At 71.6% G+C, this 22015-nt stretch carries 18 protein-coding genes; 9 read left to right on the forward strand and 9 right to left on the reverse strand.

Features of this window, described 5'->3' with window-relative positions; translation table 11 throughout:
• Positions 1-31: 31 nt before the first annotated feature.
• Genes rfbA through AB0302_RS05465 form a run of 3 tightly spaced genes read right to left on the reverse strand, consistent with a single transcriptional unit; the run spans position 32 to position 4064 of the window.
• Positions 32-901 carry a glucose-1-phosphate thymidylyltransferase RfbA gene (gene rfbA, locus AB0302_RS05455; RefSeq protein WP_366370783.1) on the reverse strand — a complete coding sequence of 290 codons (870 nt, stop codon included), beginning with the start codon at positions 899-901 and terminating at the stop codon, positions 32-34.
• Entirely contained in the window at positions 898-1785 is an 888-nt protein-coding gene (locus tag AB0302_RS05460) for a glycosyltransferase family A protein (RefSeq protein WP_366370784.1), read from the reverse strand. Before AB0302_RS05460 ends, rfbA begins: the two co-directional genes overlap by 4 nt.
• Positions 1782-4064, reverse strand: coding sequence for a glycosyltransferase (locus AB0302_RS05465; protein WP_366370785.1), 2283 nt, complete (start codon positions 4062-4064; stop codon positions 1782-1784). The genes AB0302_RS05460 and AB0302_RS05465 overlap by 4 nt, the downstream gene beginning before the upstream one ends.
• Positions 4065-4377: 313 nt before the next feature.
• On the opposite strand from AB0302_RS05465, the gene rfbB reads away from it, so the two are divergent.
• The 3 genes from rfbB to AB0302_RS05480 all read left to right on the forward strand — a co-directional run bounded on the left by rfbB (position 4378) and on the right by AB0302_RS05480 (position 7650).
• Positions 4378-5373: a dTDP-glucose 4,6-dehydratase gene (gene rfbB / locus AB0302_RS05470; protein ID WP_366370786.1), complete on the forward strand. Its 996-nt coding sequence runs from the start codon at positions 4378-4380 to the stop codon at positions 5371-5373.
• Positions 5374-5386: 13 nt separating this feature from the next.
• On the forward strand, positions 5387-6820 hold the full coding sequence (locus AB0302_RS05475) for a sugar nucleotide-binding protein (RefSeq protein ID WP_366370787.1): 1434 nt from the start codon (positions 5387-5389) through the stop codon (positions 6818-6820).
• A 71-nt stretch (positions 6821-6891) separates the two neighbouring features.
• Positions 6892-7650 (forward strand): hypothetical protein, encoded by a 759-nt coding sequence (locus tag AB0302_RS05480; RefSeq protein ID WP_366370788.1) that lies wholly within the window; start codon positions 6892-6894, stop codon positions 7648-7650.
• A 169-nt stretch (positions 7651-7819) separates the two neighbouring features.
• Here the strand turns inward: AB0302_RS05480 and AB0302_RS05485 are convergent, their stop codons facing one another.
• Positions 7820-9229, reverse strand: coding sequence for a polysaccharide biosynthesis tyrosine autokinase (locus tag AB0302_RS05485; protein WP_366370789.1), 1410 nt, complete (start codon positions 9227-9229; stop codon positions 7820-7822).
• 168 nt (positions 9230-9397) lie between these two features.
• Here AB0302_RS05485 and AB0302_RS05490 point away from each other — a divergent pair, with 168 nt between their 5' ends.
• From AB0302_RS05490 to pth, 3 genes are all read left to right on the forward strand, one after another.
• Complete coding sequence (locus AB0302_RS05490) at positions 9398-10708, forward strand: O-antigen ligase family protein (protein WP_366370790.1); 1311 nt, start codon at positions 9398-9400, stop codon at positions 10706-10708.
• A 185-nt stretch (positions 10709-10893) separates the two neighbouring features.
• Positions 10894-11532 (forward strand): 50S ribosomal protein L25/general stress protein Ctc, encoded by a 639-nt coding sequence (locus AB0302_RS05495; protein ID WP_366370791.1) that lies wholly within the window; start codon positions 10894-10896, stop codon positions 11530-11532.
• A gap of 7 nt (positions 11533-11539) precedes the next feature.
• A complete protein-coding gene (gene pth / locus AB0302_RS05500) occupies positions 11540-12115 on the forward strand; it encodes an aminoacyl-tRNA hydrolase (RefSeq protein WP_366370792.1) in 576 nt (191 codons plus the stop codon).
• A 35-nt stretch (positions 12116-12150) separates the two neighbouring features.
• On the opposite strand, the gene AB0302_RS05505 is transcribed toward pth, so the two are convergent.
• Positions 12151-12726, reverse strand: coding sequence for a phosphotyrosine protein phosphatase (locus AB0302_RS05505; protein ID WP_366370793.1), 576 nt, complete (start codon positions 12724-12726; stop codon positions 12151-12153).
• An 83-nt stretch (positions 12727-12809) separates the two neighbouring features.
• Positions 12810-13337 (reverse strand): DUF2505 domain-containing protein, encoded by a 528-nt coding sequence (locus AB0302_RS05510; RefSeq protein WP_366370794.1) that lies wholly within the window; start codon positions 13335-13337, stop codon positions 12810-12812.
• Positions 13338-13521: 184 nt separating this feature from the next.
• Here AB0302_RS05510 and AB0302_RS05515 point away from each other — a divergent pair, with 184 nt between their 5' ends.
• Positions 13522-14607, forward strand: coding sequence for a MauE/DoxX family redox-associated membrane protein (locus AB0302_RS05515; RefSeq protein WP_366370795.1), 1086 nt, complete (start codon positions 13522-13524; stop codon positions 14605-14607).
• A complete protein-coding gene (gene mfd / locus AB0302_RS05520; RefSeq protein WP_366370796.1) occupies positions 14604-18269 on the forward strand; it encodes a transcription-repair coupling factor in 3666 nt (1221 codons plus the stop codon). The genes AB0302_RS05515 and mfd overlap by 4 nt, the downstream gene beginning before the upstream one ends.
• Before the next feature lie 40 nt (positions 18270-18309).
• On the opposite strand, the gene AB0302_RS05525 is transcribed toward mfd, so the two are convergent.
• Positions 18310-18666 (reverse strand): PqqD family protein, encoded by a 357-nt coding sequence (locus AB0302_RS05525; protein ID WP_366370797.1) that lies wholly within the window; start codon positions 18664-18666, stop codon positions 18310-18312.
• Positions 18656-19546: a nucleotidyltransferase family protein gene (locus AB0302_RS05530; RefSeq protein ID WP_366370798.1), complete on the reverse strand. Its 891-nt coding sequence runs from the start codon at positions 19544-19546 to the stop codon at positions 18656-18658. Before AB0302_RS05530 ends, AB0302_RS05525 begins: the two co-directional genes overlap by 11 nt.
• A gap of 245 nt (positions 19547-19791) precedes the next feature.
• Between AB0302_RS05530 and AB0302_RS05535 the strand changes: the two genes are divergently transcribed.
• Positions 19792-20334 carry a hypothetical protein gene (locus AB0302_RS05535; RefSeq protein WP_366370799.1) on the forward strand — a complete coding sequence of 181 codons (543 nt, stop codon included), beginning with the start codon at positions 19792-19794 and terminating at the stop codon, positions 20332-20334.
• Between the two features lie 79 nt (positions 20335-20413).
• Here the strand turns inward: AB0302_RS05535 and AB0302_RS05540 are convergent, their stop codons facing one another.
• Positions 20414-21904 carry a polysaccharide biosynthesis tyrosine autokinase gene (locus AB0302_RS05540; RefSeq protein WP_366370800.1) on the reverse strand — a complete coding sequence of 497 codons (1491 nt, stop codon included), beginning with the start codon at positions 21902-21904 and terminating at the stop codon, positions 20414-20416.
• Between the last annotated feature and the right edge of the window lie 111 nt (positions 21905-22015).

Raw genomic sequence — 22015 nt, forward strand, 5'->3', positions numbered from 1 at the left:
CGCTGTGCACGGGGCCGGGGCGCGCCGCCGGTCACCGTCCAGCGTCGAGAAGATGGAGCAGGTAGCGCCCATAGCCCGACTTCACGAGAGGCTCGGCGCGCTCGCGCAGCTCGTTGTCGGTGAGCAGGCCCTGGCGCCAGGCGACCTCCTCGGGGGAGCCGACCTTGAGGCCCTGGCGGGACTCGATGGTGCGGATGAAATTGGAGGCGTCGTTCAGGTCGTGGAACGTGCCGGTGTCCAGCCAGGCGGTGCCCCGGGGGAGGACCTCCACGTTGAGGGCCCCGCGCTCAAGGTAGATGCGATTGACGTCGGTGATCTCGAGTTCACCGCGAGCCGACGGCTTGAGGCTTTTCGCAATCTCGACGACGTCGTTGTCGTAGAAGTACAGGCCCGGCACCGCATAGTTGCTCTTGGGCTCTTTAGGCTTTTCCTCAAGGGAGACCGCCTTGCCGGCGTCGTCGAACTCCACCACGCCATAGGCGCTGGGGTCTGCCACCCAATAGCCGAATACGGTGGCTCCGTCGACCTGGGTGTGACGGCGCAGCTGCTGGCCCATGCCGGGGCCGTAGAAGATGTTGTCCCCCAGGACGAGCGCGACATGCTCGTCGCCGATGTGGTCCTCCCCGAGGATGAACGCCTGGGCCAGCCCGTCCGGGGAGGGCTGCTGGACGTAGGACAGGGTGATCCCGAACTGTGCGCCGTCGCCCAGGAGCCGCTGGAACTGCTGCGCGTCGTGCGGGGTGGTGATCACCAGGATGTCGCTGATCCCCGCCAGGATGAGGGTGGACAGCGGGTAGTAGATCATCGGCTTGTCGTAGACGGGTACGAGCTGCTTCGAGATCCCGTACGTGATGGGGTGGAGTCGGGACCCGGTGCCGCCGGCGAGGATGATGCCCTTCATGCGTCGGATTCTAGCCGCGGGATCACCGGCGGCGGGGGAGTCCCCCACAGGCGGTAGCGCAGGTGCCCCTCGAGCAGCCCGACGTTCCAGCCCCAGCCCGCGGCCTGCTCTGTGGTGGCTGTCCGGAGGAGCACGCGCAGCCCCGAGGGGACGTTGCGCGCAAGGTTCCGCACGGCTCCGCGCAGACTCACCCCGTGGGGGTCGACCGTCTCCGGGTGACGCGTCCATAACTGGATCGCAGTGCGGGCGTAGGAGCGCCGCTGCCGGACGGCGGTGCGCGCGTCAGGTCGTTGGACGTAGTCGATGCGGGCTAAGGGCACGAACACGGTTGGCCAGCCAGCCGTGTCGGCACGCCAGGCCAGGTCAGTTTCATCGTGCCCGCCTGCGAAGGACTCGTCGAACCCGCCGACCGCCCGCAGGACGTCGCGATGCAGGCCCATCGACGCGCCCAGCGGGTATGCCGGCCCGCCAAAAATCTCGTGTAGGCCCAGGTCCGGCCCGAGGCGGCGGCCGGTCGCGTCGACCGGGGTCGCCGCGCCACCGGCCACGCCGCCGTTGGCCAGGGCCGCGCGCAGCGCGTCGACCCAGCCGGGGTGGACCGCGTCGTCGGCGTCGCAGAAGAGGATCACGTCGTGGCGCGCGGTGGCGGCGCCCGCGTTGCGGGCGTGGTTCGCCCCGGCCCGTTCCTCTGCCGAGACGACGCGCACACGTCCGTCCTGGGCCGCCGCGGCGTCGAGCACGGCCCGTGTGGCGTCGGTGGAGCGGTTGTCCACTAGGACTAGCTCGTCGTCCGGCCACAGCTGGGTCAGCACAGCAGAGATCTGGCGGCTGACTGTGGCGGCGGCGTTGTGGCAGGGGATGACCACACTGACAGCTTTGCTCATCCGTAGACCTCCTGGAGGCGGGTGCGGAAGCGCTGTTCTCCGTATTCCTCGGCCACGGCATGGGCCGTCCGGCGAGCATGGTCATTGGCGGCGTCAGGATCTCGGAGCACCCGGTTGACGGATGCCGCGAAGGCCCGGGGGTCATCGGCCACGAACGCGGCGTCGGCGGGGTGGATGCCCTCGTTTCCCACGGTGGTCGTCACCGTGGGCACTCCGCGGATGAGTGCCTCCACCACCTTGAATTTCACGCCGGCGCCGTAGCGGAGGGGGACCACCACCACGGCGGCTTCTTCATACAGAGGCTCGAGGTCGTCTACGAAGCCCAGAACCTCGACGGCGTTGGCTTCGAGTTCTGCCACGACGTGATCGCGGAGCCCGCCGCCCGCGACGGCGACCCGCGCGTTCGGGTGCGCTTTGCGCACTTCGGGGAGGATCTCGGTGACGAACCAGTGCATCGCGTCCTCGTTCTCCCAACGGGCCATGTAGCCCACGAAGAGGAGCAGGGGGTTCGTTGAGGAGGGGGCTTCAGTGCGCACGTGGCCGGAGATCGCGGGGGGCACCACGTGCACCCGTGCGTGCGTGCCTCGGCGGGGCAGCAGATCGGCGTCCTTCTGGCTGAGGACCACGACATCGTCGGCGTGTCGAGCGATCCGACCCTCGAGTTGGAGGGCGGCGGCACGCCGGACCGCCCAGGCTGCTCGGCGTGGGATGCTCGTCTGGAGCTTTCGCTGCCGCCCGAACCGTTGGGAGAGGACGTCGTGCAGTGTCACGACGACGCGCGCGTTGGGATTGATGCGGCGAATGGCTCCCAGCAGGATGGCGGTCTCCTCCCACTGCAGGTCGATGACATCGGCCTCTGCCACCAGGTCTCGAACCCGTGAGAGGGCGACGCGGCTCAGCGACGGGGACACTGCGAGCAGGCGTTCTAGGCGGCCGCGGCGGTCTGCCGCAGGGGAGAGGATCCGATGGGAGAAGGGGACTCCGCGGGCGAGAGCGCGACGGTTGGCCGGGCCATCGGTCGTGACCATCGTCAGCTCGGCACTCTCGCCTAACACCTCGGCAATGGCGTGCACCAGGTGCTCGCCCGCTGACTCCTGGCGGGTCCACGATGGGAGAACGGGCGTGAGCATGACGGCTTTCCGCTTGGCCGAGGCGGAGGGGACAGAACTTCTGCGCGCTTCGAGGGCGGAATGGACCGCCTGCTCCGCGGCGCTTGCCCATGCCTGCCAGTTGAGTCGCGCCTGGCCGTCTCGGGTTGCCGCCTCGGCGGCGCGCGCCACGGTTGCCTCCGAGAGCTCCCCGAGTAGACGTGCGGTCTGGTCGACGGCCTCGCCCGGGGCGACGAGCCATCCGGTGAATCCGTCCTGGACGATGGTCTCCACACCCCCTACGCGCGTGGCGATGACGGGCAGCCCCGAGACCAGGGCGTCGGTCATGACCACGCCGGCCGCGTTGGCCAGGGCGAGGTCAAGGAGGACATCGTGATCCCTGTAAAGCTCGGCGAGGACCGACCGGTCCACCACGCCTGGCGTGTCCACCCACGGGGGGAGGCCTTCCGGGGTGCGGCCGACGATGGTCAGCTTGATCTCCTGGCTCTGTCGAGCCTGCTCCACGGCGAGGACGACGTCGTCTCCACGCTTGCGCTCCCAATCAGCGATGACAGCCAGGACTCGCAACGGGGAACCTGGCGTCCGTGGCCGGGGCGCATTCGACGTGGGGGTGGCGGGGCCGAAGGGGGCGACGGTCACCCGACTGGGTGAGACGCCTGCGTCCCCGATCAGACTGCGGACAGCCCAGTCAGAAGCGACCAGGAAGTGATCCGTCACGGCGGCCCCGGCCTGTTCGACGCGCAGCCCCTCCTGCTCGTTGCGACGGCCGAGGCCGGTCGCGATCGGGTAGAACCCGCAGATGGCGGGGAAGGTGGCATCGGTGACCTGGACGAGGGGCAGATCGTGGGGGAGGGAGAGCACATCGGTCGACGCGGCGATGGCCACCAGGCCATCCAAGGATTTCCCGGTGTGGGTGCGGATCTGATTCGCCAGAGCTGCGCTGCGAAGCCGAGCGGTCGCCATGGTGTGCGTGGGGAGGCTGCGTTGCCCCCTCATGCCGCGGAGGCGGGTGCGGAGCCGTTCGCCGGTTGCATCCGGCTGAGTGACCGGAGGGAACACGGTGACGTCGAAGCGCTCACGGAGCGCGGCTGCCATGGGCACCACGACACCGGACCATGCCCGGGGATCGTCGGTGCTCCAGGGGCTGTAGAGCCCGACATGGAGAGCCACGGGTGAGTCAACTCCTCGGTCAGGTGGTCGGCGTCCCGCCCATCCTAGGTCGGACAGGGTGTGTCAGGCCCATGCGTCGCACCCTACTCAGCCGCTGCTCGGGCTGGCGCCTCCGTAGTGGGCGAAGGCCTGCCGTTCAGAAGGGCCCATCTGGCCCGCTTCCTGGTCTGTCCTCGACATCCGTGCAGAGCTCAGTTGGCCCCGTGATTAGTGGCCCCTGCGAAGGACAGCATTTTTGCGAATCAGCGGTGTGTCCGTTTCACCCGGCCAGAGGACGGTGGGTGAGCTGAAGCGCTCCCTATACCCTGACCTCATGCGCATCCTCGTCACCGGCGGCGCCGGGTTCATCGGCTCGAACTTCGTCCACCACGTCGTCCGCGAGACCGGGCACGACGTCGTCGTCCTGGACAAGCTGACCTACGCCGGCAACCGGGAGAACCTCGCCGGCCTCCCGGAGAGCCGCGTCCGCCTCGAGGTGGGGGACATCTGCGACGCGGCCCTGGTGGACCGCCTGGTCGCCGAGTCGGACGCCGTCGTGCACTACGCGGCGGAGTCCCACAACGACAATTCGCTGAACGATCCCTCGCCGTTCATCCAGACGAACATCGTCGGAACCTTCGTCCTCCTCGAAGCGGCCCGCAAGCACGGCAAGCGGTTCCACCACGTGTCCACGGACGAGGTCTACGGCGACCTCGAGCTCGACGACCCGGCGAAGTTCACCGAGACCACCCCGTACAACCCCTCCAGCCCCTACTCGGCCTCGAAGGCCGGCTCGGACCACCTGGTGCGCGCGTGGGTGCGCTCCTTCGGCGTGCAGGCCACGCTGAGCAACTGCTCCAACAACTACGGCCCGTACCAGCACATCGAGAAGTTTATCCCGCGCCAGATCACCAACCTGATCGGCGGCGTCCGCCCCCGCCTCTACGGCCAGGGCGTCAACGTCCGGGACTGGATCCACACGGAGGACCACTCCTCGGCCGTGCTGCGCATCCTCGAACGTGGCGAGATCGGCCGCACGTACCTGATCGGCTCGGACGGCGAGAGGAACAACAAGGAGATCGTGGAGATCCTCCTCGAGCTCTTCGACCGCCCCGCAGACGACTACGACCTCGTGGCCGACCGCCCCGGCCACGACCTGCGCTACGCGATCGACAACACCACGCTGCGCACCGAGCTCGGTTGGGAGCCGCAGTTCACGGACATCCGCGCCGGTCTGGCGGACACGGTCCGCTGGTACCGCGAGAACGAGGCCTGGTGGCGCCCGGCCAAGGACGCCGTCGAGGCCACGTACCGCGCCCAGGGCCAGTGAGGGAGAACCGCTGATGCGCATCACCGAGACCGCCATCCCCGGCCTGCTCGTCCTCGACCTCGACGTCCACGGGGACAACCGCGGCTGGTTCAAGGAGAACTGGCAGCGGGAGAAGATCCGCGCCCTCGCCGCCGAGCACCCTCGCCTCGCCTCGCTCGCCCCGGTGCAGAACAACATCTCCTTCAACGACGCCGTCGGCACCACCCGCGGCATCCACGCCGAACCGTGGGACAAGTACGTGGCCGTCGCCCACGGCCGGATCTTCGGCGCCTGGGTGGACCTGCGCGAAGGGCCGTCCTTCGGCGCCGTCGCCACCGTGGAGCTCGGCCCGGAGAAGGCCGTCTTCGTGCCGCGCGGGGTGGGCAACTCCTACCAGACGCTCGAGCCGGACACCGCCTACACCTACCTGGTGAATGACCACTGGTCCGCCGACGCGCAGGGCCGGTACACGTTCCTCAACCTCGCGGACCCGACGGCGGCCATCGCCTGGCCCATCCCGCTCGAGGACGCCGAGCTCTCGGACAAGGACCGCGCCCACCCGATGCTCGCGGACGTCACGCCCATGCCGCCCCCCCCGATCCTCGTGCTCGGCGCCGGCGGCCAGCTCGGCCGCGCCCTCGTGGCCCGGGCCGAGGCGGCGGGCATCCCGGTCGAGGCCCACGGCCGGGACACGTGGGACATGGCGGACCCCGCCTCCTGGCCGCGGGAGCACTTCCGCGGCCTGCGCGCCGTGGTCAACGCGTCCGCCATGACTGCGGTGGACGCCGCCGAGACGCCCGAGGGGAGGGCCCAGGCGTGGGCCGTCAACGCGACCGCCGTCGCCGAGCTCGCCCGCCGCTGCACCGAGGCCGGCGTCCCCCTGGCGCACGTCTCCACGGACTACGTGTTCGACGGCACCCTCCCCGTGGGGCAGGAGCACCCGGTGGACCATCCGCCCGCGCCGCTGGGCGTCTACGGCCAGTCGAAGGCCGCCGGTGAGGCCGCGGTGCGCACCGTGCCGCGGCACTGGATCGTCCGCACCTCCTGGGTGATCGGGGAGGGGGAGAACTTCGTGGCCACCATGGCCTCCCTCGCCGAACGCGGGATCGACCCGGCCGTCGTCGCCGACCAGCACGGCCGCCTCACCTTCGCCGACGACCTCGCCGACGCCCTGCTGCACCTGGTCACCACGGACGCGCCCACGGGCACGTTCCACATGACCAACAGCGGTGACGTGGTCACCTGGCACGACGTCGCCCGGTGGGTCTTCGAGGACACCGGCCACGACGCCGCCCGCGTCTCCGCCACCACCACCGCCGAGTACATGGCCGGCAAGGAGGGCGTGGCCCCGCGGCCGACCAACAGCGCCCTTGACCTCGGGCCCCTGGCCGCCGTCGGCTACACCGCACCGGATCAGCGCGAACGCCTGCGAGACCACCTGTCAGAAATGACGGGTGGCACACGCTGATACTCTTGCAGAAATCGCGTCTGCTCAGAGAAAATACATCTGGCATACATCGCCCCCCGAAAGGCCCCGTCATGAACGCTCGCTCCGCCCACACCACCGCGTCAGGCCCGAGTCGACGCGCCGTCGCCACCGGTCTGGCCTGGTCCGTCCCCGCCGTCGCCATGGTCTCGGCGGCACCGTCCTTCGCCGTTTCGCTGCGCAAAGATCCCGGCATCAACGGCTGGGTGCTGAACTCGCCGACTGCTCTGGGCGGTTGCCGCTATTCTCTCGACGTCAATTCGGCGCCCCCTGGCGGTGGCGCCACCCCCGACGGGGCCCCCTGGGGGCTCTACCTCTACGATGTCTCGTCGCAGGGCGTCTACAGCAACGCCAAGCTCGTCTACTGGGTGCGTGGCACCCACACTGCGACGCAGAACCCGATCACCTGGCAGGCGGCCACGGGGCATTCCGCGCAGTGGTCAGGTCCCGTGCTGGGTGCCGCGCAGACCAAGGCCGACGGTGCCGTGTACACCCCCTACACCTGGACGTACACCGGCACCATCAATCCGGCCAACGTCAAGAGTGACGGGCGGCTCTACCTTGAGACCTTCCATGTGAAGGCCGCCGACTTCTCCATGTCTGAGAATCGCACGTGCCTGCCCCTGGATTACTGGACATACCGGGAGATCGTCGTGGACCCGGACGGGCCTACCGGGCCGCAGCAGCCGAAGACTCTCAACTTCGAACGCCGCAACGGGCCGAGCGGACCCTACGTTCCCCGCGCTCAGGGGCGCATGGCGGTCACGCCGGACGCCGAGGCCACGGCAGAACTGCAGCAGGGGAGCAGCTGAACCGGGCCCCGCCCCGTCCCCGCGTGTGTTGTCCTGTCAGGGTTGCCCAGGCGAGGGAGCGCACGTTCCGTGATCGACGAGGTGGCCGCCAGCACTCGTCGGCGCGCACAGGCGTAGTGGGGCCCCGCACCGGAAGGTGCGGGGCCCCACTGCGTGGCGTGGACTGGCGTCAGTCCTTCTTCGTGCGCTTCCTGTCCGCGCGTGCGGCCCGACGGGACTTCTTGCCGGCCGTGCCGGTTCCCTGCAGGTACTTCTCGTGGGACTTGTGGTACGTGCTCTCGTACCCGTACCCATAGGCGGAGCCGCCGCGCTGGGAGCGTGTGATGCCGTTCATGACGATGCCCAGCAGACGCGAATCCACTGCGGCGAGATTTTCCACAGCCGCCTCGAGGTGGTCCTTGCGGGTCCGACCCTGACGCACCACGAGCACCGTCCCGTCCACGGCGGTGGCCAGGAGGGAGCCGTCCGTGACGGGCAGCAGGGGAGGGGAGTCGACGATGACGAAGAAGTCCTCCGACGCCAGCTTCAACAGGGCCCGCATGCGCTTCGAGCCCAGCAGCTCCGACGGGTTCGGGGGCGTCCGGCCGGCGGGGAGCAGTGTGAGGTTCGGGATTCCGGTGGACGCGAGGGCGTCGTCCGGCTGCACCTCACCGGCCAGCACCTCGGACAGGCCCACGTCGCCCGCCACCTGGAAGAGCTCGTGCTGCCGGGGGCGCCGAAGGTCGGCGTCCACCACGAGCACCCGTTCGCCTGCCAGGGCCAGGGCGCGGGCCAGATTCGAGGCGACGGTCGACTTGCCCTCGGAGGGGTCCGCGCTCGTGAACGAGACGACGCGGGGCGGCTCGTCGACGGAGACGAACTTGAGGTTGGTGCGCAGCGCCCGGATGGCCTCGCCGGCCCGGGGATCGAGGTCCACGGCCGCCTCGCCCGTGCGAGTCAGGGACGCGTTCTCTGGAACGGCGCCGATCACGCCGGCGCCGGTGATCTCCTTCACGTCGGCGCGGCTGCGCACCTTCACGTCCAGGAGACGACGGAGCACGGCGATGGCGAGTCCCGCACCCAGTCCGGCCACGACGCCCAAGAGGACGTTGCGCCGGGTGTCAGGGCTCACGGGGGCAGAGGGTACGCGGGCGTCGGACAGCGGCACGACCTCCAACGGGCTGTTCTTGTCCACGTCCGCCGCCACGTCCGCCGTCGCCTGCAGAGCACTGTTCGCGAGCTGCGCGGCGGTCTCGGGATCCGTCGAGGTGGCGGTCACCTTGATCATGCTGGACTCGGGGACGAGCACCGCGGAGAGCGAACCGTCGCCGTCCTGCCCCGTGTCCTGGGCCACGCGTTCACGCACGGCCTCGCTGTTGATCAGGGCGACGTAGGCCTGAGCCCGGCTCTCGGCGGGCAGGTTGCTGGTGATGAGGCTCTGATCTGCAGCCCGCGCGGCGAGGAACCCCTGAGATTCGGACGCGTAGATCCGGGGCTGCAGCGCGGAGTAGCCCCAGCCCAGCAGACCCCCCACGAGGGCGGCCGCCAGCAGCAGGAGGAGGTTGGCGCGCAGCAGGCGGAAGAAGTCGACGATCGTCACGGAGCACCTCGGGGGTCATGGACGGGAATGCGCGGGCCGTCGTGGGCGAGGCACGCGCGGTCCACGGTACCAAGACCCCTCGTGCGGTCTGCCGGGCCCGAGGACGAGGCACGCCACCGCGCTACGCTGAGCCGAGTATCGCCCGGCGTCCATGAAAGGTTCCGCACCATGCGCTCGAGCACGCCCCGTGACCGGACGGCTGCCCGCGCTGTGAGGGCCGTGGTGCCACCCGAGGCCCGGACTGCCAGGCGCCACGCCTCGTTCGGCCTCGTCCCGGACGGTCAGGCCGCGTGGACGCGCTCCCCGTGGAACCCGCTGGTCACGTCGGCCTCACCGCGGCTGTTCGAGGCCGTGCTGGCCATCGGCCTGGTGATGGATGCGTTCACCGCTCCCGGCCTGCCGATCCCGTTCGCGGAGTTCTCCGCCATCCTTCTGCTGCTCCTGGCCTCGTTCCGGCAGCCCCGCCGGGACCTGTCCCACTACGGCGTGCTGGCCCTCGTCGCACTGGCCCTGGTGGCGTATCTCGTCGCGGTGACCGTGCACAACGACCTCGACCCCACGCGTCGCGCCACGAGGATCACGCTCCTGATCCTGCTGATCTACGCCATCGCCAGCGAGCGGATCGACATCAAGGGCGTCCTCTACGGGATGACGGCCGGTGCACTGATCAACGTGCCCCTCTTCTACGCGGGCCTGGCCCCGGACACCTACGGCGGCTACCTCACCGGGTTCCTGGGGGACAAGAACGTCTCCGGCCTCTTCTACGCGCTCCTGCCCGTGCTGCTCGTGGCCACCATGCAGCGCATGGGCCCCAAGCTCCTCGTGCTGGGCGCCGGCTCCGCCCTGACGTTCCTCACCGGCTCGCGGACCTCGATGGCCGGTCTGCTCTGCGCCGTCGTGTGGATCCTCGTGAGCCCCTACCTGGGGCGGGTCCTCCGTATCGCACTCGCGGTCGTCATGGGCTGGTTCGTCAGCTGGGCCGAGGAGAACCTGGCCGACCTCGGCATCTTCGGAGACCGCACCGGCACGGACTGGTTCCGGGCCGAGATCCAGCAGGCGTCCGCGGAGAAGGTGGCCGACACCTCGTTCTTCGGCCAGGGGCTCTCCACCGCCGTCGTCGATCTGGACAACGTGACCATGTTCTTCCACAACTCCTATCTGGGGCTGCTGGTGGAGGGCGGCTGGCCGTTCCTGATCGTGGTGGTGGGCGCCTACCTGTGGCTGTGCCTGCGGCCCTTCGCCCGGACGCACCGATCGCCGTCGCGGGTGGCCGTCGAGGCCGCCGCGGTCATCATCCTGGTCACCTCCCTTCAGCTCGGTGAGGTGTTCATCACGATCTTCGGTGCCATCGTGCTCGGCTGCGGCCTGCTGCTGAGCGCCCAGGAGGACGACGAATCCCACGGCGCGTCTGCGGGTGAGCGGGCTCACCGCCGCAAGCTGGACCGCATCGTGGAGCGGTCCCGGCGTGCAGGCGTCTGAGCCGGCCCGCCGGCGCCGGTGCTATCCTGTCCAGGTTGCCCAGGCGAGGGAGCGCGCGCTCCGTGATCGACGAGGCCGCCGCCGCGCGTCAGCATGCTGACCCGCTGCGGCACTGAAGCCCCCTCCTGGCCGCATCCCGCGCCGCCCCCGGCTGCGCGGCCGAGACCCCCACAGGAGGACGCATCATGTCTGACCAGCTCAAGATCAAGGTCACCCGCCGCACCGACTTCGGCAAGGGTGCCGCCCGCCAGGCCCGCCGCGCCGGCCTGATCCCCGCCGTCGTCTACGGCCACGGCCAGGAGCCCGTGCACCTGCTGCTGCCGGCCCAGGAGACCACCCTGGCCGTCCGCAACCCCAACGCCCTGCTCACCGTCGTGAACGAGGCCGGCGAGGAGCACCTGGTCCTGCCCAAGGACATCCAGCGCCACGCCATCAAGGACACCGTGGACCACCTGGACCTCATCGAGGTCCGCCGCGGCGAGAAGGTCGTCGTCGAGGTCACCGTGCAGGTCGAGGGCGAGGTCGCCCGCGGCAACGAGTACGTGCTGGACTACGTCACCGTGCCGGTCGAGGCCGACGCCACCGACCTGCCCGAGGCCGTCACCATCTCCGTCGAGGGCCGCGAGGCCGGCGACCACGTGTACGCCCCGGACGTGCAGGTCCCCGCCGGCGCCACGCTGCAGCTCGAGGACGACATCGCCATCGCCACCGTCAACGAGGTCCTCGAGCAGGACCTCGGCGACGAGTCCGTGCAGGAGGAGCAGGCCGCCGAGTCTGCCGAGGGCGAGCCCGCCGAGGACGAGTCCGAGGGCTCCGAGGACTGATCACGCCGTGACGACGGGGACCACGCTCATCGTCGGGCTCGGCAATCCCGGGCCCGAGTATGAGCGCACCCGACACAACGTCGGCCAGATGGTGGCGGATGAGCTCGCCTCCCGCATGGGGGTCGGGTTCACCCGCCACCGGGCCGGCGCCGTGGTGGCCACCGGTCGCCTCGGCATCGGGGGGCCGCGGGTCGTGCTCGCGAAGTCCACCGGCTACATGAACGTCTCCGGACGCCCCGTCTCCGCGCTGGCGTCCTTCTACGGGATCGGCCCCGAGGACCTCGTGGTGGTCCACGACGAGCTGGACATCCCGTTCGACACCCTGCGCCTCAAGCGCGGCGGGGGAGAGGGCGGCCACAACGGCCTGAAGTCCATCACCGCCTCGCTTGGCACCAAGGACTACGCCCGCGTGCGCGTCGGCATCGGCCGGCCCCCGGGCCGCATGGACGTGGCCGACTTCGTGCTGCGCCCCTTCGCCAAGCCCGAGCAGGACGTCCTGCCGCTGCACGTGGACCGCGCGGCGGACGCCGTCGAGAAGCTCGTCGCGGACGGGCTCGAGGCCGCCCAGCAGACGTTCCACTGACCTCCTGCCCCCCCGGCGGGGGTGCAACCCCACGCTCAGGGGGCCGGGGTCACGGCGCGGGCCAGGGCATCCGCGATGGTCTCCAATGCGGGATCCAGGGTCTGGATCATCTCCGCGTACCCCTCCACCGGCCCGCGGAACGGGTCCACGACGTCGAGGGGCTGGGAGCTCGACCGGGCGAGGGTCCGGTGGTGGGCCGCTTCCGCCGCGAAGGCGCGCACTCCGCGACCAGCGGGGATCCAGTCCCGCCCGTCCCGCTCGTCCATCGCCCGCACCAGCGCCGCGAGCTCCAGGACGGTGAACACGCGCGAGAAGGCCTGCGGCACCTCCCGCAGCGCGAAGCGCATGTGTTCCTGAGCCGCCGCCAACACGAGATCCGCCTCCGCGACCATGAACGGCTGCAGCGCGGCGGGACGGTGGTCCGCGAGGCCGGCGACGCCGGCCTCGGCGCCGAGTCGCACGAGCGGCGGGGGCACCGTCAGGGCCTGGTTCGGCTGCGAGCCGGCGCTGCCGACCTCCACCCGGCCAGGGGCCAGCATCGCCAGTCGACCCTGGAGGGCCCGGCTCGCATAAGCCGAGCGGCACACGTTGCCGGTGCACACGACGAGCACGGCGTCCGGCGAAGGGAGGGCCCGGCGCCCTCGCCGGGCAGGCGGGGCCGGGCTCGTCGGGACCGGGCGACGGGAGAACGAGATCAACTGCGCGCGGCTCCGCCGTCACGCTCGAGCCACGAGGACAGCGCCCGGGCCTGACGATCGACGACCTTGCCGACCATCGGCTCGGCCTTCGCCGCGAGCTTCGAGCCCACCAGCGGGATCCGGCAGACGAGGGTGCCGTCCACGGAGAACTGGGAACCCTCGCCGGCGGCGGTCAGGCGGAGGGCGCCATCCGCCGTCGCCTTCGCGGCGGGCACGGTGATGGTGGTGGTGCCTGCGCGGGAGCCGTCCGCGGCGGGCGCGTCCCAGCGCTCCACCTGCTCCACCTGAAGGGCGGAGCCGATGAGCTTGCGGGCCATGTCCGGGACACGGTCCGGGATGCGGTCCGCGGGCAGCGAGCGCACGGCGGTGACGGTCATCGCGCCTTCCGGGGAGCCTTCGACGGAGAACGAGACCAGCGAGCCGCCGAAGGACTCGACCACGGAACGGTGGAAGTCCTCGGACGCCAAAGCGGCCGCCACGGCCGCCGGCGGGTGCGGGATGGACTGCTGAGCGGAAAAGGCCACGGTGTCTCCTCGGGGTCAAGTCGGGCCGCGCCCGGCGGGCCGTGAGGGGGCCGGTACCGGTTCGCCGACGGCGATGGGCGTCCACCCCTCACCTTATATGCTGGCCTCCGCGGCCCGGGCCCCGTGCACGGCGCCGGGACCGGCCGCGTGACCCCTCGTGAACCCCCTGGAAGGTGTGTCCGCCATGTCGGCACTCTGGGCTGTGGCCCTCATCATGCTCCTGAGCGGGGCGGCGAAACTCCGTTCCGGCGAGGACGTTCAGGCCACGTTCACCCGACTCCGGGTGCCCCGCCCGTTCACGGCCCCCGCCCTGGCGCACGCGTTCCCCTGGCTCGAGCTGCTGCTCGCCGCCGCCCTCCTGCAGCCCTTCACCCTGCTGCGTCCCGTCGTCGGTCTGGTGGCCGTGGCCCTCTTCGCCGCCTTCCTCGCACTCGTGGTCCGGGCCCAGGACGACGGCGTCTCGTGCGGCTGCTTCGGTGAGGCCTCGGCCGCCCCGATCTCCCGCACCACGGTGGTCCGCAACGTCGTCTTCCTGACTCTGGCCGTCCTGGCCCTGGCCGAGGGGATCGTCTCGTTGGCGGTGCACGGCCCGGGCCTGGCCCGGCAGCCGCTCACCGCCTTCGGCGCCGGGGCGTGGGCGTGGGCCCTGCTCGTGTCCGTGCTGCTCGCGATCGCCGCGTTCCTGGCCGGCCGTGAGTCCGTCCCGGCCACACCCGAGGCCGTCTCGGAGACGCACCCGGCCGATGTCGCCTCGGCGACGCCCGGGGCCCCGGCCGCCGTCGACCCGGCCGACGGCGCCGAGCCCGAACGCCACCCGTTCCCGGACGCCGTCGTGGTCGCGGACGGCGAGTACACCGGTCTGCACCGACTGGTCGCGGACGGGGCCGTGGTGGCCCTGCGCCTGTCCACCGGGTGCGGCTCCTGCGTCCGGGTGATCGAGCGGCTGGACGAGTTCAAGGACGCGCTCGGGCCGGTCCGGCTGCGGGTCCTCATGCCCCAGCACGCCCCCGGCGCCGAGGAGACGATCCGCACCGGCGCCGTCGACGCGTCGCTCGTGCTCGCCGACCCGGCCGGTGCCGCTGCGCAGGCCCTCGGCCTGCACTCGTTCCCCACCGCGGTGCTGCTCGGCACAGACCGGCTCACCGCCGGCGGCCCGGTGGGCGGCGCCGACGACGTCCTCACCTTCCTTGAAGAGATTCGGGAGATCATGACCACCGAACTGCCCGCCGCCACGGACGGCTCCACCGCCACCCCGGAGGCCCGCGCATGAGCGCTGCCGGGACCGCCCCCGTCCTCGCCGGACTCCTGCCGCTGCTGGGCGGCGAGCGCGCGTTCGAGGCCGCCGTCGCCTCCGCCGCCCGCCCCCTGGACGCGCGCGGCACGGAGCTGGAGATCGGCCTGCCCGACGGCGCCCGCGCCCCGCTCTTCGCCCTCCTCGCCGACGCGCTGGGCACGGCTCACGCCGCCGACGCGGCCGTGCTGGTGGTCACCGCCACCACGCGCGAGGCCGAGGACCTCATGGCCGACCTCGCCGCGTGGATGCCCGCGGGCTCCGCCGCCCTGTTCCCCTCGTGGGAGACCCTGCCTCACGAGCGGCTCTCCCCGCGCTCGGACACCGTGGGCGCCCGGCTGGCCGTCCTGCGCCGCCTGGCCCACCCGGAGGCGGAGGGGCAGTCGCCGCTGCGCGTCGTCGTCGCCCCCGTGCGCGCCGTGCTCCAGCCGCTCGTGGCCGGCCTCGGGGACCTGGCCCCCGTGAGCCTGCGCGTGGGGCAGGAGGCGGACTTCGAGGAGACCGTGGCCGCGCTCGCGGACGCCGCCTACGCCCGCGTGGACATGGTGTCCCGGCGCGGGGAGTTCGCGGTGCGCGGCGGGCTGATCGACGTGTTCCCGCCGACGGCGGACCACCCGCTGCGCGTGGAGTTCTTCGGGGACGAGGTGGAGCAGATGCGCTTCTTCTCCGTGGCCGACCAGCGCTCCCTCCAGGACACGTCCGGCGACGGCACCGGCCACCCCACCGAGCTGCACGCCCCGCCGTGCCGCGAGCTGCTGATCACGGACCACGTGCGCGCCACGGCCCGCGAGCTGCAGGCGCGCCTGCCGGGGGCGGCGGACATGCTCGAGCGGATCGCCGAGGGCGTGGCCGTGGAGGGCATGGAGTCCCTCTCCCCGCTGCTGGCCGAGGCCATGACCTCCGTGCCGGCCCAGCTGCCGGAGGGCTCGCTCACCGTGCTCGTGGAGCCCGAGCGCATCCGCGGACGTGCGGACGACCTGCTGGCCACCAACGAGGAGTTCCTCCACGCCGCGTGGGCCGGCGCCGCCCAGGGCGCCGCCGCTCCCGTGGACCTGGCCGAGCTCGACCAGTCCGCCGCCGGCGGCTTCCTCTCCGTGGCCGAGCTGCGCGAGGAGTCGCTGACCCGGCGCCAGGGGTTCTGGTCCACCACCGCCCTCTCCTCGGACGAGGAGCTGCTGCCGGACGCTGGCACCCTGCGCTCCTCACTCGGCGTGCCGAAGACCTTCGCGGGGGACATGGCCGCCATGGTGGCCCACACGCGCACGCGCCTCGCCGAGGGCTGGCACGCCGTGCTGCTCACGGACGGCCCGGGCTCGGCCCGCCGGGTCGCCGAGCTGCACGCCGACGCCGGGCTCACCGCGTCGGTGGTGACCGGTCCCGTGCCCGCCGTGCCCGCGGCGGGCCAGGTCACGGTGGCCGCGGCCGCCGTCGGGACGGGCTTCACGGTGCCCGAGGCCAAGCTGGCCCTGATCACCGAGCAGGACCTGTTCGGCCGCCACCGCACGCAGGGCACGCGCGCCGCGGGTGCGCCGCTGGCCCGCAAGCGGCGCAACGCCGTGGACCCGCTGACCCTGCAGCCCGGCGACCACGTGGTGCACTCCCAGCACGGGATCGCCCGCTTCGTGGAGCTGCAGCGCCGCAAGGTGACCGGCGGGCCGCGCACCGCGCCGGGGGCCGAGGAGTCCTACCGCGAGTACCTGGTGCTGGAGTACGCCTCCTCCAAGCGGGGTGCGCCGGGGGACCGGCTGTTCGTGCCCACGGACCAGCTGGACCTCATCACCGCCTACGTGGGCGGCGAGGCGCCGGCGCTGTCCAAGATGGGCGGCTCGGACTGGGCGCAGACGAAGTCCAAGGCCAAGCGGGCCACCAAGGAGATCGCGGGCGAGCTGATCCGCCTCTACTCCGCGCGCATGGCCTCGCGCGGGCACGCCTTCGGCCCGGACACCCCGTGGCAGGGCGAGCTGGAGGAGGCGTTCCCGTTCATCGAGACGCCGGACCAGCTGACCACCATCGAGGAGGTCAAGAAGGACATGGAGGCCGAGGTGCCCATGGACCGCCTGGTCTCCGGCGACGTCGGCTTCGGCAAGACCGAGGTGGCCGTGCGCGCCGCGTTCAAGGCGGTGCAGGACGGCAAGCAGGTGGCCGTGCTGGTGCCCACCACGCTGCTGGCCCGCCAGCACCACGAGACGTTCACGGACCGCTTCGCCGGCTTCCCCGTGCAGGTGGCCGCGCTCTCCCGCTTCCAGACCGCCAAGGAGTCCAAGGAGGTGCTGGCCGGGCTGGCCTCCGGTGAGGTGGACGTGGTGATCGGCACGCACCGCCTGCTCTCGGACCAGGTGCAGTTCAAGGACCTGGGCCTCGTGATCGTGGACGAGGAGCAGCGCTTCGGCGTGGAGCACAAGGAGGCGCTCAAGAAGATGCGCACCAATGTGGACGTGCTGGCCATGTCCGCCACGCCCATCCCGCGCACCCTCGAGATGTCCCTGACGGGCATCCGTGAGACCTCCACGCTGGCCACCGCCCCGGAGGAGCGGCACCCCGTGCTCACCTCCGTGGGCCCGTACACGGACCAGCAGGTCACCGCGGCCATCCGCCGCGAGCTCATGCGCGAGGGCCAGGTGTTCTACGTGCACAACCGCGTCACCACGATCGACAAGGTGGCCAAGCGGATCGCGGACCTCGTGCCAGAGGCGCGGATCGCCGTCGCCCACGGCAAGATGACCGAGTCCCGCCTCGAGCAGATCATGGTGGACTTCTGGGAGCGGAAGTTCGACGTGCTCGTCTCCACGACGATCATCGAGACCGGCCTGGACATCGCCAACGCCAACACCCTGATCGTGGAGGACGCGCACCGCTACGGCCTGAGCCAGCTGCACCAGCTGCGCGGCCGTGTGGGCCGCGGGCGCGAGCGCGCCTACGCCTACTTCCTCTACGACCCGCAGAAGCCCCTCGGCGAGGTGGCCCTCGAGCGGCTCAAGGCCGTGGCCCTGCACAACGAGCTCGGCGCCGGCATGCAGTTGGCCATGAAGGACCTCGAGATCCGCGGCGCCGGCAACCTGCTGGGCGGCGAGCAGTCCGGGCACATCGCCGGCTTGGGGTTCGACCTCTACCTGCGCATGGTGGGCGAGGCCGTGGCCGACTTCAAGGGCGAGGAGGACACCACGCCCGCCGAGGTGAAGGTGGAGCTGCCCGTCAACGCGCACCTGCCGCACGACTACGTGCCGGGGGAGCGGCTGCGCCTCGAGATGTACCGGGCGCTGGCCAAGGCCAACGACGACGCCGCGATCGACGCCGTGGTGGAGGAGATGAAGGACCGCTACGGCGAGCCGCCGGAGCCGGTGGAGGCGCTCGTCGCCGTCGCCCGGTTCCGCAACCGTGCCCGGGCCGCGGGCGTCACGGAGGTGATGCTGCTGGGGCAGAACGTGAAGTTCGGTCCGCTCGGGGACTTGCCCGAGTCGCGGCAGATGCGCCTGATGCGCATGTACAAGGGGGCGCAGGTGAAGCCGGGCATCAACGCCGTGCTCATCCCGCGGCCCAAGACCAAGCCGGTCATGGGCCAGGACCTCGTGGACGCCCCGCTGCTGGAATGGGCGGACCAGGTGGTCAGCGCGGTGTTCGCGCCGGAGGGCGCCGCGGGCTGAGGCGCGGCCGGACGGGGCGGCTGCGGGCTCAGCCCCGGGCTCAGGCCCGGGCGACCACGCCGTGCTGCTCGAGCAGGGCGAGGAAGGCGGAGACGTCCGCGGCGATCGACTCGGCGGCCATGCCGGCGGCGCGGGCGACCTCGGCTACGAGGTCTTCCTCCGTCCACGGGGTGAGCGGGGGAGCGGCGATGTCCTCCGCCGGGGTGCGGCCCTCGACGAGGACCTCCCACACGAGCGAACCCGTGGCGCTGAGGCGCAGCGGGATGCCCTCGGCCATGCCCATCACGACGGCGTCGTCGTCCGCCGTGCGCGTCCACGCGGTGTCTGGGTCCACGCGCCACGTGGCGGGGGCGGCGGCGGTCGCGGTGTCAGCGGGTCGGAGCTGCTCAGCGGCCACGGGACACGGCCTTCTCTCGGATCCATCCGACCAGGGCGCCCGCGCGGTGGGCCTGCTCGCGGAGGATGTCCGCGCGCGTCGGCGGGCGACCGAGCCGCATCTGGAGGTGGGGCCGGTTCACGGGGAGGGTGTGCAGCACGAGCGCGGCCCGCTCGCGGGTGGACTCGGCCGCGCGCCAGCGCGTGGTGAACAGCTGCATGCCGCTCTCCTGGGAACGGAGCGCGGTGAAGAGGGTGAGGTCGTGTTCGTCCATGCCGACGGCGTCCTCGTCCGTGGCCACGTGCCACGCGGCCGTCGCGTCGAGCACTCGAGCCTGCTCCCGCAGTTCGCGCCATTCCTGCTGCGAGAGAGTGGTCTGGAGATGGCTGACGTCGGACAGGCCTCGGCTGGGATCCCGAGCCGCGTGCACCACCACCACGAGGCGCTGGTGGCGAATGCTGGGTACGGGGACCGCGCTGCCCGCGATCACCCGGGATTCACGCTCGGCCCAGAGCCGCTCGAAGGCCCGGGACGGCGAAGATCCCAGCCCGGGGAAGTGGCGGTGGACGTCCACGTAGCCCAGGTGGTCGTGCCAGAGGGTGGCTGCATGTTCGAAGATCGACCCCTCCGAGAAGTCCGTCACCTGCGTCCAGCCGTGAGAGGTGAGAAGGGCGACGGCGTGGGGGGCGTCGTCCGGGTGGACGAGGAGGTCGACGTCCGAGCTGGACCGGTTCGAGCGGTAGACCCCCGGGGACATGGCGTAGCCCTTGACGTGCAGCCCACGGAGCGCATTCGTGTCGAGGAGGTGTCCGATGCGCGCATGCGCCAGATGGACGCGCGCCCGCAGCTCGAGGGCTGGCGCGGCCTCGCTCGCGAGAGAGGGGGAGGAGGCGCCGGTCATGGCGCCCAGCCTATCGCGGTCCTCTGTGGGGCGCGGCCTTCCGCGGGAGGGGGCGAGCGGGCCGATGTCACCGAAGTTTCACCCACCATTCGCCCTGCCGGGTCGCCGCCTGTGCAGGAGCGTCTAGACTCTGTGAAGGATCCCCATAGCCGATCCACATGAACGGCGGCCCTGGGTCTCCTTCGGCCGATCGTATCCGCGCGCGGTGGCCAGCCTCTCTCTTGCATCGAATGACTGGAGTCCTCATGACCACCCCGCCGATCTCCCGCCGCACCGTGACCGCCGGCCTGGCCTGGTCCGTGCCCGCCGTGGCCGCCGTGTCCGCCGCCCCCGCCTTCGCCATCTCCCCCACCTGCGTCACCGGCACCACCGGTGCCGCCGTCAAGTTCCCGGGCGGCAGCACCCTCATCAAGCAGGGCTACGGCTTCCCCATCACGGTCACCAACCCCACCCGCAGCGCCCTGCGCGTCTCCCCGCCCACCTTCACCATCGACTTCGACAACAAGGACGATGCCACGGGCCGCGTGGAGCTCTACAGCGCGGACCCCTGCCAGGGCGGCGTGCTGCTCGGCACGGGCGACGACGCGCTGGTCATCCAGCCGGGCGACACCGCGTCCTACTTCCTGGTGGTCAGGGAGACCGGCGACTCCGCGAACAGCAGCGGCTGCATCACGGCCTCGGTCGACGTCGCGCTCGTCCAGGACCAGGCCCCCGTCGAGAACCTGTGCGCCGACTACACCTTCGAGAAGGTCTGCTTCTCGGCCACCCCGCCGACCGCCACCTGCTGACCTGAGGGGCGTGCGCCCCGCCGGATCCTCTGAAGGGCCCCCGCCGATCCGGCCGGGGCCCTTCTGCTGTCCGCGCGGCTCAGCGCGCGGTGTCGGGCTGCGGCGCGTCCTCCCGTGCGTGTGAGCCCGCTCCGGAGTGCGAGCCCGCATCGGGAAGGCCCTTGCCCTGCTCCTGGGCCGCGGCGCGGGCGGCGCGTCGCCCGGACCCGGCCAGCAGCCCGGCCTGGTGAGGAGCCTGGTAGTAGGCGTCGTACGCGTCGCCCTGGGCGGCGTAGCCACCGCCGTAGTAGTCCGAGCCCACGCCCGAGGCGGGGGTGCCGTTGAGCACCACGCCGAGTACGCGGGCGTTGACGCCGGCCAGCATGTCCCGGGCCACCTGGAGGTGCTCCTTGCGGGTCTTGCCGTGGCGCACCACGAGCACGGTGCCGTCCACGGCGCTGGCCAGCAGGGTGGAGTCGGTCACCGGGAGCACCGGCGGGGCGTCCACGAGGACCATGTGGGTCTCCGCCAGGGCCGCCAGGAGCTGACGCATGCGCTCGGAGCCGAGCTGCTCGGAGGGGTTCGGGGGCCTGCGGCCGGAGGGGAGGAGGAGGAGGCCGTCCTCGCCCACAGGGTGGAGCACGTCCTGGAGCTCCACGTCCCCGTTGAGCACCTCGGACAGGCCCACGCGGCCGTCCACGCCGAACTGGGAGGCCTGGCGCGGACGCCGCAGGTCTGCGTCGATGAGGATCACCGGGGTGCCGGCGGCGGCGATGGTCAGGGCGAGGTTGCCGATCACGGCGGACTTGCCCTCGCCCGGGTTCGAGCTGGTGAAGGCCACGGTGCGCGGCGGATCGTCCACCGCGGCGAAGCGCAGGTTGGTGCGCAGCTGGCGGATCGCCTCCGCGGCCCGCGGCGAGGGGGCCTCAAGGCGGGCCGTGCGCTCGGCCTTCATCGTCTTGTCCTGCGGGATCGCCCCGAGCAGCCCGGCCCCGGCGCCCGCCTGGGCGTCCGTGGTGGTGCGGACGTTCACGTCGAGGAGGCGGCGGAGGAAGGCGATGAGCAGGCCGATGAGTCCGCCGATCGCGAGACCGTAGAGGACGTTGCGGGGGTGGTCCGGGCTCGACGGTGCGGTGGGCGCGAGAGCATCCTCCATCGCCGTGACCTGGACGTCGGACGTGGGGTCGAGGTTGTTGGCCACGTCCGCCGTGGCGACGAGGGCCGCATTGGCGAGGTCGGCGGCCCCGTGCGCGCTCGGGGAGGTCGCTGAGACCTCGATCAGGTTGGACCCCTCCACGACGGCCGCCTGGAGGTGGCCTCCCCGGGTGTCCAGTCCCTCGGTCTGGGCGATCTGGTCCCGCACCGTGCGGCTGTTGATCAGCGGGATGTAGGACTGCGCCCGCGTCTGCGCCGTCTCCGTGCCCGAGATGCTCGCCTCGCCCTGCACGGTGACGAAGCCCGTGGACGTCGACGTGTAGAGGGTGGGCTGGAGCAGCGAGTACAGGAGGCCGGCGGCGGCCCCCAGAGCCAGGCAGGCCAGGAGCACGAGGCGGTTGGCACGCAGGACGCGAAGGAAGTCGAGGATGTTCATGGGGCCCCTGATCAGAGTGACGTCGACTCAGTGAACTCTAACAAGACGGACAGGCTTCTCCTGGCGCTCGACTAGGCTGACGTCCGGCGCCGGAGGGCGCTTCGAGGCGAG

Source organism: Micrococcus sp. NPDC078436 (assembly GCF_040702705.1).
GTDB lineage: Bacteria > Actinomycetota > Actinomycetes > Actinomycetales > Micrococcaceae > Micrococcus.